Here is a 15308-nt window from a genome sequence, read left to right as displayed (position 1 = left end):
ATACTTGGTCATCTCTCTGCTCCTGGTGTCGACCTGGAGATGAAAGTACGCCGTCGGGGACTCATCGGCGCCAGCACGCGGCCAGTCTCCCCGAGATGTCGTGGCCTTGGCGGTGGCCGGCGCGTGCCGCGACGGGCCGGGTCGAGAAGTCCATCATGTTCTCGCCGAACGCCTCGCGGGAGCCTGCATCGGGCAGGAGCGTCTCGACGTCGCTCCCGGCGCCACGGAGCTCCTCGACCTGGGTGGCGAGATCGCTGTGCCAGCCGGCCGGGTGTCTGGTGCGGCCGCCGAGGGGCGAGAGCACGAGCACGCGGCCGTATCCCTTCGCCAGGTCGGCGTTCTCGCTCGAGCGCCGATAGCCGCCGTCGATGAAGCGCCGCTCGCCGACCGCGTACGCCGGGCCGCCGGCGCAGCTGGCCGCGACCGCGTCCACCACGTCGATGCCGCTGTCGCGGTCGAGCTCGACGGGCTCGCCCGTGTCGGCGTCGACGGCAGTGAGCAGGATGTCGCGCTGGGGCCAGCGGGGGCTGGGCAACCGGACTGCCACGGTGTCGTGCCAGCGCTCACGACTCGATGGACCGGCCTCCTCGGCCAGCTCCAGCGCGTCCGCGCCGATCCGGCGGCGCATGTCGGCCAGGTCGGCGGATGCGGCGATGATCGCGTTGGTGCGTTCGAGGTGGGTGAACCTCGGCGTGTGCCCAGGTCTCGGGGCCCGGGCAGGGATCGAGGTGTCCCGGACGGCGGCGTAGAGGTCGGCCGGGTTCGCCCCGGCGATCTGGATCGCGGTCGTGGCGCCTGCGGAGGTGCCGATCATCAGATCGGCGTCGGTCACGTCGACGCCGCCGTCGGCGAGGCCGGCGATCACGCCGATCAGCCAGGCGTTGCCGGCCGATCCACCGCCGCCGAGGACCAGAGCGCGTTCACGAGAAGTGTTCATGGGACCGTCTTTCGGAGAGGTTTCCGCAGGCGCTCCCGTGGCCGGCCCGGACCTGGGCTCAGCCGCACGATCGTGGCTGGCGGGGAGCACCCGCTGTGGACACTGCGTACACGGGTCTCACCTCCTCGCCTCGGATCACGATCACCCCGACGCTAGCACGTGGGCGGTCACCCGGAGTCGGCGTCCTCAGCCCTGCCTGATCATCCACCGCTCGGGCGCGGGCAGCGGCTCCCAGCCGTACTTCGCGTAGAGCTCGTGGGCGTCCTCGGTGGCCAGCAGCATCCGGCCGATCCGGTAGGGCTCGAGGTCGGCGAGGATGCCGGAGACCAGCAGCTTGCCGATCCCCCGGCCGCGTACGCCCGGGTCGACGATCACGTCGCACAGCCACGCGAAGGCGGCGAGGTCGGTCACGACCCGGCCGAAGCCGACCTGGTTGCCCGCCGCGTCGTAGACCCCGTAGCAGCGCGAGCCCTTGTTGGCGGCGTCCTGCGTCTGCCGCGTGCGGCCGCTCGCCCAGTAGGACGTGGACAGCATCTTGTGCACCCAGTCGGGGTCGATCCTGCTCGGGTCGGCTGAGAAGGTGTACGTCGCCGGCTCGTCGCCCGCCGACTCCGCGGTCAGCAGGCTGAACAGATCGTCCGGCTCGGTCTCGGGCGCCCGGGCCGCGGCACCGATGGCGGTCTCGGCGGGGTTCTCCGCAGGAGTTCCGGCGCCCGGGAAGCCCGGGCCTGGGTCGGGTTCGCGTCCCTCCTGGTAGGCCAGCGCGGCACCGTTGGCGAGCTTGTCGGCGGCCTCGTTGAGCGGGTGGCCGGAGTGGCCCTTGATCCACTCGAAGCGCACCTCGCGCCCCTGCATCGCCGCGTCGAGCTCCTTCATGATCTCGACGTTGAGGACGGGCTTGCCGTCGGCCTTCTTCCAGCCCTTCCGCTTCCAGCCCGCCATCCACTTGGTGACCGAGTTGATGACGTACTTCGAGTCGCAGTAGACCAGCAGCGGCTCGCCGGTGTGTGCCGTCTGCCGCAGCAGGTCGAGCACCGCGGTGAGCTCGCCCATGTTGTTGGTCCCGTGCGGCCACCCGCCGCACGCCCACGTGGAGTCGTCCACGTACCAACCCCAGCCCGCAGGCCCGGGGTTTCCGAGCGCCGACCCATCAGCAGCAGCCACAATCGTCACGCGCCCATCCTGCCAGCCGCGCACCGGCCCCGCGCGACAGCCCACCCACCCCGCCGAGAAGTCAGAAATCGGCGCCGAGACGTCGGAAATCGACCCCGAGTGGCACATTGGTCAGGGGGTCTTGGGCCAACTGCTGTCCACAGGAAGGCTTCGGGGGCGGGTTATCCACAGGTGCCCGGGACCCGACCGAGAATGTCGGCGGCGTTGCCCAGGCTGGCGTCATGACCACTCTCACCATTCCCGACAGCCCCTTCAACCTCGCCGACGCCGCCGCGATCGGCATCAGCTCCGATGACGTCTACCGGATGATCGACGACGGCGCCGTACGCCGCGTCGTGCACGGCGCCTTCGTCCCCGCGAGCACACCGGACACACCCCTCACCCGTGCCGCCGCTGTCGCTCGGGTCGTGGCACCCCATCATGTGGTGATCGACCGCACCGCCGCGCTCATCCACGGTGTCAACGCCCTGACCTATGCCGAGCTCGACCTCGACGTCCCCTTGGAGACCTGCGCTCTCCGCGGGCGCACGCGGTCACGGCGCAGGGGCATCGACGGCCACTGCCGCGATCTCGTTCCGGCCGACATCATGGAGCTCGGTGGCGTCACCGTCACCGTACCGCTCCGTACGGCCTGCGACCTCGGCTGCAACCTCCGACGCCGCGAGGCGTTCGCGGTGATGTGTGCCCTGGCCCGTGCCCACGGCCTGGTGACCGCCGACTTCCTGCGGACGCTGCCGCGCTACCGCGGCCGTCGCGGGGTGCGGCAGCTCAAGGAGCTCGCGCCGTTGGTCGATCCTCGGGTCGAGTCGGCGCGGGAGGCGTGGACGCTGCTTACCATCCATGACGCCGGGCTGCCGGCGCCTGAGCCCCAATTCTGGATCGAGATCGGCGAGGTACCGACGTACCGTCTCGACTTCGCCTACGTGCACGCGCGCGTGTGCGTGGAGTACGACGGGATCGACTCGCACGAGCTGACAGCCGAGCAGCGCAGATATGACGAGGAGCGCCGCCAGTGGCTGCGCGACCACGGATGGACCGTGATCGTCGTACGCCGCGGCGACTTCACCGGCGACCACCTCGACCGGTGGCTGCGCGAGCTCCGCGACGCTCTCCGGCCGGCGATGACCAACCGTCGCTGGTGAGGCTGCCGACTCGGCGCCGATCTTCGGCGTCTCGACGTCGAATATCGACCTCTCGGTGTCAGATTCTGACTTCTCGGCCGGTCAGGGGTTCACGCGGGGGCCGGAGGCTGTGGAGCCGCGGACCACCAGCTCGGGGTGGTAGACGAACTCCGAGTGGGGCGTGCCGGTGCTGGCGATCTCGTCGAGGATGGCGCGGACGGCGGCCTGACCCATCGCGGCGACGGGCTTGCGGACCGTGGTCAGCGGCGGGTCGGTGAAGGCGATGAGCTGGGAGTCGTCGTAGCCGACGACGGAGACGTCCTCGGGTACGCGCAGGCCGCGGGAGCGGGCGGCGCGGATCGCGCCGAGCGCCATCATGTCGCTGGCGCAGACGATGGCGGTGCAGCCCTCGTCGAGCAGCTCGGAGGCCGCGGCCTGGCCGCCCTCAAGGGTGAAGAGCGAGTGGCGGACGTGGCCCTTCTCGATCTGCTCGGGGTCGAGCTCGAACCGGTCGGCCATGGTCGCAACGAAGCCCTCGATCTTGCGCTGGACCGGTACGAACCGGCGCGGACCGACGGCGAGACCGATCTTGCTGTGGCCGAGCGTGGCCAGGTGGGTGACGGCCAGCTGCATCGCCTCGCGGTCGTCGGGCGAGATGAACGGCGCCTTGATGTCGGGACTGAACCCGTCGAGGAGCACGAAAGGCACGCCCTGGGCACGCAGCTTCTCGTAGCGGGTCATGTCGGCGGTGGTGTCGGCGTGCAGACCGGAGACGAAGATGATCCCGGTGACCCCGCGGTCGACCAGCATCTCGGTGAGCTCGTCCTCGGTCGAGCCGCCAGGGGTCTGGGTGGCGAGCACCGGGGTGTAGCCCTGGCGGGTCAGCCCCTGCGCGATCACCTGCGCGAGCGCCGGGAAGATCGGGTTGTCGAGCTCCGGCGTGATCAGCCCGACCAGTCCCTCGCTGCGCTGGCGCAGCTTCACCGGGCGCTCGTAGCCGTGCAGGTCGATCGCGGCGAGCACCGCCTCGCGCGTGCCCGCGGCGACGCCGGGCTTGCCGTTGAGCACGCGACTGACCGTCGCCTCGCTCACGCCCGCATGGGCCGCGATGTCAGCAAGTCGGGCGGAGGCTGGTGTTATGGGCACGATCACATTCTGCCTTCCCGCCACACTGCCTGCAAGAACTTTCAGCAAGTTTGCAACTTTTGCTGAAAGCCTCTTACATTCTCCCTCGACGCGGGGTTACCTTCGTCACACCACCGGGCGTCCCCCTCGCCCGGTCCCATATTCGAAGGAGAACTCATGCGACGTGGCATCGTGGCCACCGCAGTGGCGGCATCGCTCGCCCTCGCGGCATCGGCATGTGGCGGAAGCGGCGGCGACAGCACCGACGGCCCGGTCACCATCACCTGGTGGGACACCTCGAACGCGACCAACGAGGCCCCGACGTACAAGGCCCTGGTCAAGGACTTCGAGAAGGCCAACCCGGACATCAAGGTCAAGTACGTCAACGTGCCCTTCGACCAGGCGCAGAACAAGTTCGACACCGCGGCGGGCGCCAGCGGTGCTCCGGACGTGCTGCGCGCCGAGGTCGGCTGGACGCCTGCGTTCGCCCAGAAGGGCTATCTCGCGCCGCTCGACGACACCGAGGCCCTGGAGGAGAAGGACGCCTTCCACCCCAACCTGATCAAGCAGGCCGAGTACGACGGCAAGACCTACGGCGTCCCGTTCGTCACCGACACGCTCGCGCTGGTCTACAACAAGGCGCTCTTCGAGAAGGCCGGCATCTCCGAGGCCCCCAAGACCTGGGACGACCTCAAGGCCGACGCCGCGACGATCAAGTCGAAGACCGGGGTGGACGGCTACTGGGGCTCGACGGCCGCGTACTACGCACAGCCGTTCCTCTACGGCGAGGGCACCGACACCGTCGACGCCGAGAACAAGAAGATCACCATCACCTCCCCCGAGGCGAAGAAGGGCCTGACCACCTGGCAGGGCCTCTTCGACGGCCCCGGACTGCACAAGGCGGACACCACCGCCGACGCGTACGCCCACATCCAGGACGCCTTCGTCAACGGCAAGGTCGCCGCGATCATCCAGGGTCCGTGGGAGATCACGAACTTCTACACGGGCTCGGCGTTCAAGGACAAGAACAACCTCGGCATCGCGACCGTCCCGGCAGGCTCGACCGGCGAGGCCGGCGCCCCGACCGGTGGCCACAACCTGTCGATCTACGCCGGCTCCGACGAGGCGCACCAAGAGGCTTCGGCCACGTTCGTGAAGTTCATGACCTCGGCCGAGACCCAGGCCCAGATCGCCCTGAAGAACTCCACGCTGCCGACCCGCGACGACGCCTACACCGACGAGGTCAAGACCGACCCGGGCATCGCCGGCTTCCAGACGGTGCTGCCGGCCGCGCAGCCGCGACCCGAGCTGCCGGAGTACTCCTCGCTGTGGGGCCCGATGGACCAGGAGCTGCCGAAGATCGCCTCGGGCGCCGAGCCGCTCGACAAGGGTCTGGCCACGCTCGACACGGCCTTCGCCGACCTGCTGCCCGACTTCGCCAAGTGACCCGGTGAGCAAGGAAGACCACGTCGTCCGATGACTCTGACAGCACCAGCGCCCGCCGCCGAGACCCCGCGGTCCCGGCGGCGGGCGCCCCGCCCCGTACAGCGCGTGCGCGACTCCTACCGCCGCTACTGGTACGCCTACGCGATGGTCGCGCCCGTCGTGATCGTCCTCGGCGTGCTGGTCGGCTACCCGCTCGCGCGCGGCTTCTACCTGACCCTGACCGACGCCAACAGCCTCAACTCGGCGCGCACCATCGGCGTCAACACGATCGACGCGACCTACAAGTTCATCGGTCTCGACAACTACGCCGAGATCCTGTGGGGCCCGGCGGCCTACGACCGGTTCTGGTCCCACTTCGTCTGGACGATCGTGTGGACCGTCACCTGCGTGGTGCTGCACTACGTGATCGGCCTGGGCCTGGCGATGCTGCTCAACCAGCGGCTGCGCGGCCGTGTCGCCTACCGGCTGCTGCTGATCCTGCCGTGGGCGGTGCCGACCTTCGTCACCGTCTTCGCCTGGCGGATCATGCTGGCCGACGCGGGCGTCATCAACACGATGCTCGACACGATCGGTCTCGCCCAGCCGAGCTGGCTCGAGGACCCGACCTGGCAGCGTACCGCCGCGATCATGGTCAACACCTGGTGCGGCGTGCCGTTCATGATGCTCTCCCTGCTGGGCGGGCTGCAATCGATCGACGAGAACCTCTACGAGGCCGCCGAGATCGACGGCGCCAGCGCCTGGCAGCGGTTCCGCCACGTCACCCTGCCGGGGCTCTCCTCGGTGAGCTCGACCGTCGTCCTGCTCGGGGTGATCTGGACCTTCAACCAGTTCGCGATCATCTTTCTGCTCTTCGGCAACACCGCGCCGGACGCGCAGATCCTGGTCACCTGGGCCTATCGGCTCGGCTTCGGGCAGCAGCCTCGCGACTTCGCGATGTCAGCCGCGTACGGCGTCCTCCTGCTCGCGATCCTGATCGTCTTCACGTCCTTCTACTACCGGTGGTTGAAACGCAATGACCAGCTCGCCTAGCACCGTCGCGCCCGGTACGAAGGCGCCCACGAAGACACCGAAGAAGCACCGACGACGTGGTGAGCTCGGCCCGGTGGCACAGGCCGGTACGCACGTGGCCCTCGCCGCGGCGTCGCTGATCGCGCTCTTCCCCATCGTCTGGCTCGTCTACCTGTCCCTCGGGCCGGCCAAGGACGACTACCTCCACCCCGGCGGGATCCTCGCCAAGGCGACCCTCGACAACTACTCCTTCGTGCTGACCAACACCGCCTTCTTCAACTGGCTGTGGTCGACGCTGGTGGTCGCCGGTGGCACGACGCTGTTCGGCGTGATGTCGGCGGCGACGACCGGCTACGCCGTGTCCCGGATGCGCTTCCCCGGCCACCGACCGCTGATGTGGGTGCTGCTGCTGACGCAGGCGTTCCCGATCGCGGTGCTGATCGTGCCGATGTACGAGATCTTCTCGCAGCTGCGGCTGGTCGACTCCCACCTCGGCCTGATCCTGGTCAACTGCACCACGATCGTCCCGTACTGCTCCTGGCTGCTGAAGGGCTACTTCGACACCATCCCGATCGAGCTCGACGAGGCCGGCATGATCGACGGGCTCACGCCGTTCGGCACCTTCTGGCGGCTGATCCTGCCGCTGGCACGCCCGGGGCTCGCGGTCGCCGCGTTCTACGCGTTCATCACCGCGTTCGCCGAGGTCGCGTTCGCGTCCACGTTCCTGCTCGACGACTCGAAGTACACCTTCGCGGTCGGGCTGCAGAGCTTCATCAGCGAGCACGACGCCCAGTGGAACCTGATGGCTGCCACCGCCGTCCTCATCGCCATCCCCGTGACCATCTTCTTCTACCTCGTCCAGCGACACGTCGTGACCGGCCTGACCGCCGGCGGCGTCAAGGGCTGAAAGGCTCCCCTCGAGACATGAACGCTTCCATGAGCACCGACTGGTGGCGCGACGCCGTCATCTACCAGGTCTACCCGCGCAGCTTCGCCGACAGCGACGGCGACGGCACCGGCGACCTGCCCGGGATCCGCTCCCGGCTCCCCTACCTCCGCTCGCTGGGGGTCGACGCGGTCTGGCTGAGCCCGTTCTACGCCTCGCCGCAGGCCGACGGAGGCTACGACGTCTCCGACTACCGGGCCGTCGACCCGCGCTACGGCACGCTCGAGGACGCCCGCGAGCTGATCGTCGCGGCGCACGAGGTCGGGCTGAAGATCATCGCCGACATCGTCCCCAACCACTCCTCCGACCAGCACGAGTGGTTCCGGCAGGCGCTGGCCGAGGGGCCCGGGTCGCCGATGCGCTCGCGCTACCACTTCCTGCCCGGCCGCGGTGAGCACGGCGAGGAGCCGCCCAACGACTGGGACTCCATCTTCGGCGGTCCCGCCTGGACCCGGGTCCCCGACGGGGAGTGGTACCTCCACCTCTTCGCCCCCGAGCAGCCCGACTTCAACTGGAACTCCCCCGAGGTCGCCGCGGAGTTCCTCGACATCCTGCGCTTCTGGCTCGACCTCGGCATCGACGGCTTCCGCATCGACGTCGCCCACGGTCTGGTCAAGGCCGAGGGACTGCCTTCGATCGGGCACGCCGACCAGCTCCACCTGCTCGGCAACGACGTGATGCCCTTCTTCGACCAGGACGGGGTCCACGAGATCTACCGCGCCTGGCGGCGCGTCCTCGCGGACTATCCCGACCGGATCTTCGTCGCCGAGGCGTGGACGCCTACGGTGGCACGGTCGGCCAACTACGTACGCCCCGACGAGCTGCACCAGGCCTTCAACTTCGAGTACCTCGACACCCCCTGGGACGCCGCGGCGCTGCGCAAGGTCATCGACAGCTCGCTGGACGCGATGCGCCCGGTCGGCGCTCCGGCGACCTGGGTGCTCTCCAACCACGACGTCACCCGGCACGCCACCCGCTTCGCCAACCCTCCCGGCTCCGGCACCCAGATCCGTACGCCGGGTGACCGTGAGCTGGGGTTGCGGCGAGCTCGCGCGGCGACCCTGCTGATGCTCGCGCTCCCGGGGTCGGCCTACGTCTACCAGGGCGAGGAGCTCGGCCTCCCCGACGTCACCGACCTCCCCGACGAGGTCCGCCAGGACCCCTCCTTCCACCGCGCGAGCGGCCAGGACGGCTTCCGCGACGGCTGCCGGGTGCCGCTGCCGTGGACCCGCTCGGGCCCGTCCTACGGGTTCGGCGACGGCGGCTCCTGGCTCCCGCAGCCCGACTCGTGGGGCGAGCTCAGCGTCGAGGCCCAGACCGGCGTCGACGGCTCGACCCTCGAGCTCTACCGCTCCGCCATCCGCCTCCGCCACGAGGTCCCCGGCCTCGGCGCCGGCGACGCGGTCACCTGGCACGACGAGGCCCCCGCCGGTGTCCTCTGGTTCGAGCGCGACGGCTTCGCCTGCACGGCCAACACCACCAAGGACCCGGTACGCATCATCGCCCCCGGTCGCGTACTCCTCTCCTCCTCCGGCCCCGTGCCGGTCACCGACGGCTCCGCCGACCTCCCCGGCGACACGACCGTCTGGTGGGAGATCTAGCCGAGAAGTCACCCCCGTCGGCCGAGTTGGCACTGCTGTGCCGGCTCGGCCGACGTACGTGACGCCTCGATCGGTCATCGACTGGAGGTAGACGTTGGGCCAGACCGAGAAGCGGCAGAACGGGGTCGGCTGCCTCACCATGTTGCTCCTGGCCCCAGTCCCGTTCCTGCTGGTTGGCCTGGTCGTCGCGTACGTATGGTTCGTGGTGATCCCCGGTAACCGCGACCTGACGGACCACACCGGACATGCAGCGGGATTCGTGGTCGAGGCCACGAAGACCGGTGCCAGCAAGCAACTCGTCACATACTCGTATGAGGTCGCCGGCCGCACCTACGAAGACACCCTTGGTGTCTACGAGCACACTGACGTCGGCGACGAGCTCGAGATCTGCTATGTGCCTGGCGATCCCAGGAAACATCACGTGGTCGACTTCTCAGACCTGGCGTGCGGCCGTGACAATCCACGGTGACCGTCGGCTCGCGCTTCAGCGGCGGGCGGTGACGTAGCAGGCGACGGCGGTGGCGGCGGCGACGTTGAGGGAGTCGATGCCGGCGGACATCGGGATGATGGCGCGACGGTCAGCGGCATGCTGCCAACGTGGGGAGAGGCCGTGACCCTCCGAGCCGAGGATGAGGGCGACCTTGTCGACACCCTCGACGGCCCTCTCGATGTCGACCGCGTCGTCGGCGAGGGTGAGGGCGACGGTGGTGAAGCCGGCCTCGGTGAGCGACGGGAGTGCGTCGTACCAGTCCGGGAGCCGGGTCCAGGGCAGCGCGAAGACGGCGCCCATGGCGACCTTGATCGAGCGCCGGTAGAGCGGGTCGGCGCACCGCGGTGCGAGCAGCACCGCGTCGAAGCCCAGCGCGGCGCCGGATCGGAAGATCGCGCCGACGTTGGTGTGGTCGACGATGTCCTCGAGCACCAGCACCGAGCGTGCACCCTGCAGGATCTCATCGACGGACGGCAGCGGCCGCCGCCTCATCGACGCCAGCGCACCTCGGTGCACATGGAAGCCGGTGACCTGCTCGGCCGCTCGCTCGCTCATCACATAGCAGGGCGCATCGGTCGACTCGAGCACGTCGGAGAGCCCGTCGATCCACTTCGGCGCCATCAGGAACGAGCGCGGCTCGAAACCACCGGTCACAGCCCGACGTACGACCTTCTCCCCCTCGGCCAGGAAGAGACCCTCCGACGACTCCAGCGACTTGCGCAGCTCGACGTCGCGCAGATCGCGGTAGTCGGCGAGCCGGGGGTCGGCGGGGTCGGAGATCTCGATCAGGGTTGCCATGAGAGGTCCAGCCTAGGTCCGGGCCAGACTCCCCCACGCATCCGTGCGCTTCCCCACTCGTGCGCAGCTTCCCCACGCTCCGGAGGGTGGGGAAGCTGCACTCGAGTGGGGAACTACGCCGGCGCCGAGAAGGAGTCGGGGTGGGCGACGCGGACGACGTCGCCGATGACGATGATCGCGGGCGGCTGGACGTTCTCGTCGATCAGGCGCTTCTCGAGGGTGTCGAGGGTCGCCAGGACCGTACGCTCCGTGGGCATCGTGCCGTCGCAGATGACCGCGACGGGGGTGGAGCCGGGGCGGCCGCCGTCGAGGAGGGCCGTGGCGATGGCGGGGGCGTTCTGGACGGCCATCAGGAGAACGAGGGTGCCGCCGAGCTGGGCGACGGCGGGCCAGTTGGTCAGCGAGGTGGGGTCCTCGGGCGGGACGTGGCCGGAGATGACGGTGAACTCGTGGGCGACGCCGCGGTGGGTCACCGGGATACCGGCGACGCCGGGGACGGTCACCGGGGACGTCAGGCCGGGGATGACGTGGACCGGTACGCCGGCCTCGCGGCACGCCAGCACCTCCTCGAAGCCACGGCCGAAGATGAAGTTGTCGCCGCCCTTGAAGCGCGCGACCGCCTTCCCGGCCTGCGCCGCCTCGACGATGATCCGGTTGATCTCCTCCTGCTGGGCCGACCGGCCGCGGGGCAGCTTGGCGACGTCGACGAGCTCGACGTCGGCGGGCAGCTCGGAGAGCAGCTCGCGCGGTGCGAGGCGGTCGGCGACGACGATGTCGGCCTCCATCAGCGCCTTGCGGCCGGCGACCGAGATCAGCCTCGGGTCGCCCGGGCCGCCGCCGACCAGGGTCACGCCGGGGACCCGGTGGCGATCATGACGCGCCATCAGGTCACCGGAGCGGAGCCCGTCGAGGATGCGGTCGCGTACGCCCGCCGAGCGCCGCGGGTCGCGGTTGGCGAGGACGGCGACGGTGAGGTCGCCGTCCTGCCCGGTCGCTGGGGTCCAGGCCGTGGCCCGGGTGCCGTCGTCGGCGCGTACGCAGAAGATCCGGCGCTCCTCGGCGGCGACCGAGACCTTTTCGTTGACGACCGCGTCGGCGGTCGCGGCGATGACGTACCAGGCGCCGTCGAGCACCTCGGGCGAGAACCGAGCCTCGTGCCAGACGATCTCTCCGGAGCCGAGCAGCCCCTCCAGCGCAGGGGTCAGCGATGGCGAGACGACCTCGACCCGTGCGCCGGCGGCGATCAGCGCCGGTACACGCCGCTGCGCGACCCGGCCACCACCCACGACGACCACCTTCCGGCCGTCCAAGATCAGGCCGGCAGGGTAGGGAACGGCATGCTCTGAGCTCATGGGTACATCCTGACGCAACTCCGGCATGCGGACTGACAACGGGTCGCTGCGCGGACTACGTTGGTGGGCATGTCACTCGACCGCCCGGTGAAGCCGGATCCCTACTCGCTCATGCCCGCCCTCCCCTCCTTCACGCTGACCAGTCAGGACGTGACCGAGGGCCAGCCGCTGAAGCAGGACCAGGTCCACGACGGTGGCAACACCTCGCCGCACCTGAGCTGGAGCGGTGCCCCGGAGGGCACGAAGTCCTACGTCATCACCTGCTTCGACCCCGACGCGCCGACACCCAGCGGTTTCTGGCACTGGGCCCTGGTCGACGTCCCCGCCGACGTGACCGAGCTGCCCGCCGGCGCCGGCGCCGGTGACGCCGAGCTCCCCGGCAAGGCGTTCCACGTCGCAACCGACTACGGCACCAAGGAGTTCGGTGGCGCCGCTCCCCCAGCGGGCGACCAGGTCCACCGCTACTACTTCGTGGTCCACGCGGTCGGCGAGGAGACCCTCGGCGTCGACGACGAGGTCACCCCGGCGGTCGTCTCGTTCAACCTGGCCTTCAAGGCCATCGGCCGGGCCGTCCTGGTCGGCACCTACCAGCACTGACCGGAGCACCGGCTGAGGTCCCGAGACCGGGGCCTCAGCCGGTCGCGAGATGCGTCAGCGGCGTGGGCGTACGGCGGTGCTCGACGTCGGCCGCCAACCCGAACGCCAGGAACATCTCGCTCAGGCACAGCTCGAACTCGCCCCGGCCGCCGAACAGCCGACTGATGATCGCGCGGTCGGGGAACCCTGCGTGGATCAGCCCGAGGACCTCGCTCTGCTGCATGGTCAGCCGCGCCATCGCCTCGGCATCGGCGTCGGGTGAGGCGTCGACCATCCGAGTGATCACCTCGGGATCGACCACGACCTCACCCGAGGCCACCCGGCCGAGGACGTCGAGGAAGTGGGGCACGGTGCGTACGCGGGACTTGCGGAGGTAGCCGAGGCCACCGGTGCCGGTGCTGGCGAAGACCGGGGCGGCGTACGCGGCCTCGACCGAGTCGGCCAGCACGACGATGCCCATCTCCGGCACCTTCTCGTGCAGCCGGATCGCGGCGGTGATCCCCTCGTCGCCCGGTCCGGACGTCACACCGAGGCGGGCGGCGGTGACGACCAGCGTGGGCAGCGTGTCGGTCGCGGCCTGGATGAGCGCCTCGGCGTCGCCGGCGTCGGCGACCACCTGGTAGCCACCACGCGCGAGCAGGTCGGTGAGTCCAGCACGAAGGAGAGGCGACTCGTCGGCAACGACGACGCTCGGCTCATAGCTGGGCACAACGCCTCCGCTTGGTGTCGGGGGTAGCAGTTGAGACGCATTCAACCGCACTCCGGCGCAAACCCCCGGGATCCCGCGCCCATGTCCGCGGCGCCGACCGAAGCGCCGTGGGCCTGCGGGACCCCGGATCGGCTCAGAACTCGGGCGGCCCCTCCGAGGCTCGCTTGAGCAGCTCGTCGAAGGACGTCGGGCTCTCGAACTCGTCCTCGACCAGCCTGCGCTGAGAGGTCGGGGCGGCCGGCGCACCGCCGCTCACCGCGAGCAGCGCGGCCAGCTCCGTGGCCGCCCGGTCGACCCGCTTGGGCAGCTCGGGGCCGCCGGCGAAGTCGTCGGTGGCCGCGAAGACGCCGGTCGGCACGACCACCGCGTGCAGGTAGGCGAACAGCGGTCGCAGCGCGTGCTCGAGCACCAGCGAGTGACGAGCCGTGCCGGCGGTCGCCGCGATCAGCACCGGCTTCGCGTCGAGGAGCCCGGGCTGCAGCACGTCGAAGAACGTCTTGAACAGCCCGGAGTAGGACGCGGAGAAGACCGGGGTCACCGCGATGACGGCGTCGGCGCGGCGTACCTGGTCGATGGCCGCCTGCAGGGCCGGCTTGGCGAATCCGGTGAGCAGGTTGTCGGTCAGCTCGTGCGCCAGGGCACGGAGCTCGACGTGGTCGACCTCGACCTCGGCGCCCCGGGCCTGCACGGCCCGGGTCGTCGCCTCGCCGAGCATGTCGGCGAGCATCCTGGTCGAGGACGGCACCGAGAGGCCGGCCGAGACCACCACGATCCGGGTCACAGCTCCCCCTCCAGCACCTTGGCGACCTCGGGGTCGGAGAGGTCACGGTCGGAGGAACCGGTCGCGGCGTCACCGTCGGCGTAGACGGTGGCGTCCTTCGCTCCCCCCGCTGCGGCCACCAGCGAGGCGTGGGTCGGCGCGTCCGGTACGCCCGGCTTGCGGAGCTTCTCGAACTCCGCGCGCAGGGTCGGCAGGATCTCGCCGTAGAGGTCGAGCTGCTCCAGCACGGTCTTCAGCGGCAGCCCGGCGTGGTCGATCAGGAAGAGCTGGCGCTGGTAGTCGCCGACGTATTCCCGGAACGAGAGGGTCCGCTCGATGACCTGCTGCGGCGAGCCGACGGTCAGCGGCGTGGCCTCGGTGAAGTCCTCCAGCGAGGGTCCGTGGCCGTAGACCGGGGCGTTGTCGAAGTAGGGCCGGAACTCGTCGACCGCGTCCTGCGAGTTGGGCCGCATGAAGAACTGCCCGCCCAGCCCGACGATCGCCTGGTCGGCGGTGCCGTGCTCGTAGTGCTCGAAGCGCTGCCGGTAGAGCTGCACCATCTGCTTGGTGTGGGAGGCCGGCCAGAAGATGTGGTTGTGGAAGAAGCCGTCACCGTAGTACGCGGCCTGCTCGGCGATCTCCGGCGAGCGGATCGAGCCGTGCCAGACGAAGGGCGCGACACCGTCGAGCGGGCGCGGCGTGGAGGTGTAGCCCTGCAGCGGGGTGCGGAACCGGCCGGACCAGTCCACCACGTCCTCGCTCCACAGCCGACGCAGCAGCGCGTAGTTCTCGATCGCCAGGTTGATGCCCTGGCGGATGTCCTTGCCGAACCAGGGGTAGACCGGGCCGGTGTTGCCGCGGCCCATCATCAGGTCGACGCGGCCGTCGGTGAGGTGCTGGATCTTGGCGTAGTCCTCCGCGATCAGCACCGGGTCGGTGGTGGTGATCAGCGTCGTAGAGGTGCTCAGGATGATGTTCTCGGTCTGAGCGCCGATGTAGGCCAGCGTGGCGGTGGGGTTGGACGCGATGAACGGCGGGTTGTGGTGCTCCCCGGTCGCGAAGACGTCCAGGCCGACCTCCTCCGCGTGCTTGGCGATCTCGACCGTCGCCTTGATCCGCTCGTGCTCGGTCGGGGTCCTGCCCGTGGTCGGGTCCGTCGTCACGTCGCCGACGGTGAAGATGCCGAACTGCATACCCATTGGTCACTGCCCCTTTCGTGGGCTCACCACGATAGTTGAAATCCGA

At 69.8% G+C, this 15308-nt stretch carries 15 protein-coding genes; 7 read left to right on the top strand and 8 right to left on the bottom strand.

Going from position 1 to position 15308, the window contains the following annotated elements:
- Window positions 1-61: 61 nt before the first annotated feature.
- Together IEY81_RS00125 and IEY81_RS24555 are read right to left on the bottom strand one after the other, a co-directional pair.
- Window positions 62-937, bottom strand: a complete 876-nt coding sequence (locus tag IEY81_RS00125; protein ID WP_189116418.1) for a patatin-like phospholipase family protein — start codon at window positions 935-937, stop codon at window positions 62-64.
- A 186-nt stretch (window positions 938-1123) separates the two neighbouring features.
- On the bottom strand, window positions 1124-2110 hold the full coding sequence (locus IEY81_RS24555; RefSeq protein WP_189116417.1) for a GNAT family N-acetyltransferase: 987 nt from the start codon (window positions 2108-2110) through the stop codon (window positions 1124-1126).
- 221 nt (window positions 2111-2331) lie between these two features.
- Here IEY81_RS24555 and IEY81_RS00115 point away from each other — a divergent pair, with 221 nt between their 5' ends.
- Window positions 2332-3252 (top strand): endonuclease domain-containing protein, encoded by a 921-nt coding sequence (locus tag IEY81_RS00115; protein WP_189116416.1) that lies wholly within the window; start codon window positions 2332-2334, stop codon window positions 3250-3252.
- A gap of 81 nt (window positions 3253-3333) precedes the next feature.
- Here IEY81_RS00115 and IEY81_RS00110 read toward each other — a convergent pair whose 3' ends face one another.
- On the bottom strand, window positions 3334-4377 hold the full coding sequence (locus tag IEY81_RS00110) for a LacI family DNA-binding transcriptional regulator (RefSeq protein ID WP_268244479.1): 1044 nt from the start codon (window positions 4375-4377) through the stop codon (window positions 3334-3336).
- A gap of 156 nt (window positions 4378-4533) precedes the next feature.
- Here IEY81_RS00110 and IEY81_RS00105 point away from each other — a divergent pair, with 156 nt between their 5' ends.
- From IEY81_RS00105 to IEY81_RS00085, 5 genes are all read left to right on the top strand, one after another.
- Window positions 4534-5802 carry an extracellular solute-binding protein gene (locus IEY81_RS00105; protein ID WP_189116415.1) on the top strand — a complete coding sequence of 423 codons (1269 nt, stop codon included), beginning with the start codon at window positions 4534-4536 and terminating at the stop codon, window positions 5800-5802.
- A gap of 30 nt (window positions 5803-5832) precedes the next feature.
- Entirely contained in the window at window positions 5833-6831 is a 999-nt protein-coding gene (locus IEY81_RS00100; RefSeq protein WP_189116414.1) for a carbohydrate ABC transporter permease, read from the top strand.
- Window positions 6815-7717, top strand: a complete 903-nt coding sequence (locus IEY81_RS00095; protein WP_189116413.1) for a sugar ABC transporter permease — start codon at window positions 6815-6817, stop codon at window positions 7715-7717. The genes IEY81_RS00100 and IEY81_RS00095 overlap by 17 nt, the downstream gene beginning before the upstream one ends.
- Before the next feature lie 17 nt (window positions 7718-7734).
- Window positions 7735-9357, top strand: coding sequence for a glycoside hydrolase family 13 protein (locus tag IEY81_RS00090; RefSeq protein ID WP_229787113.1), 1623 nt, complete (start codon window positions 7735-7737; stop codon window positions 9355-9357).
- 94 nt (window positions 9358-9451) lie between these two features.
- Complete coding sequence (locus tag IEY81_RS00085) at window positions 9452-9826, top strand: hypothetical protein (RefSeq protein WP_189116412.1); 375 nt, start codon at window positions 9452-9454, stop codon at window positions 9824-9826.
- 15 nt (window positions 9827-9841) lie between these two features.
- On the opposite strand, the gene IEY81_RS00080 is transcribed toward IEY81_RS00085, so the two are convergent.
- On the bottom strand, window positions 9842-10645 hold the full coding sequence (locus IEY81_RS00080; RefSeq protein WP_189116411.1) for a TrmH family RNA methyltransferase: 804 nt from the start codon (window positions 10643-10645) through the stop codon (window positions 9842-9844).
- A 113-nt stretch (window positions 10646-10758) separates the two neighbouring features.
- Entirely contained in the window at window positions 10759-11997 is a 1239-nt protein-coding gene (gene cobA / locus IEY81_RS00075; RefSeq protein WP_189116410.1) for a uroporphyrinogen-III C-methyltransferase, read from the bottom strand.
- Window positions 11998-12066: 69 nt separating this feature from the next.
- Between cobA and IEY81_RS00070 the strand changes: the two genes are divergently transcribed.
- Window positions 12067-12594 (top strand): YbhB/YbcL family Raf kinase inhibitor-like protein, encoded by a 528-nt coding sequence (locus tag IEY81_RS00070; protein ID WP_189116409.1) that lies wholly within the window; start codon window positions 12067-12069, stop codon window positions 12592-12594.
- A 34-nt stretch (window positions 12595-12628) separates the two neighbouring features.
- On the opposite strand, the gene IEY81_RS00065 is transcribed toward IEY81_RS00070, so the two are convergent.
- The 3 genes from IEY81_RS00065 to IEY81_RS00055 form a co-directional block, all read right to left on the bottom strand.
- Complete coding sequence (locus tag IEY81_RS00065; protein ID WP_189116408.1) at window positions 12629-13303, bottom strand: response regulator transcription factor; 675 nt, start codon at window positions 13301-13303, stop codon at window positions 12629-12631.
- A 133-nt stretch (window positions 13304-13436) separates the two neighbouring features.
- Window positions 13437-14084: an FMN reductase gene (locus IEY81_RS00060; protein WP_189116407.1), complete on the bottom strand. Its 648-nt coding sequence runs from the start codon at window positions 14082-14084 to the stop codon at window positions 13437-13439.
- Window positions 14081-15256, bottom strand: a complete 1176-nt coding sequence (locus tag IEY81_RS00055; protein WP_189116831.1) for an LLM class flavin-dependent oxidoreductase — start codon at window positions 15254-15256, stop codon at window positions 14081-14083. The genes IEY81_RS00060 and IEY81_RS00055 overlap by 4 nt, the downstream gene beginning before the upstream one ends.
- Window positions 15257-15308 lie beyond the last annotated feature (52 nt).

The sequence above is a fragment of the Nocardioides luteus genome (assembly GCF_014648595.1).
Classification (GTDB): domain Bacteria; phylum Actinomycetota; class Actinomycetes; order Propionibacteriales; family Nocardioidaceae; genus Nocardioides; species Nocardioides luteus.
Note: the sequence above shows the minus strand (reverse complement) of the source record. Positions and strands in the feature narration are given on the sequence as shown.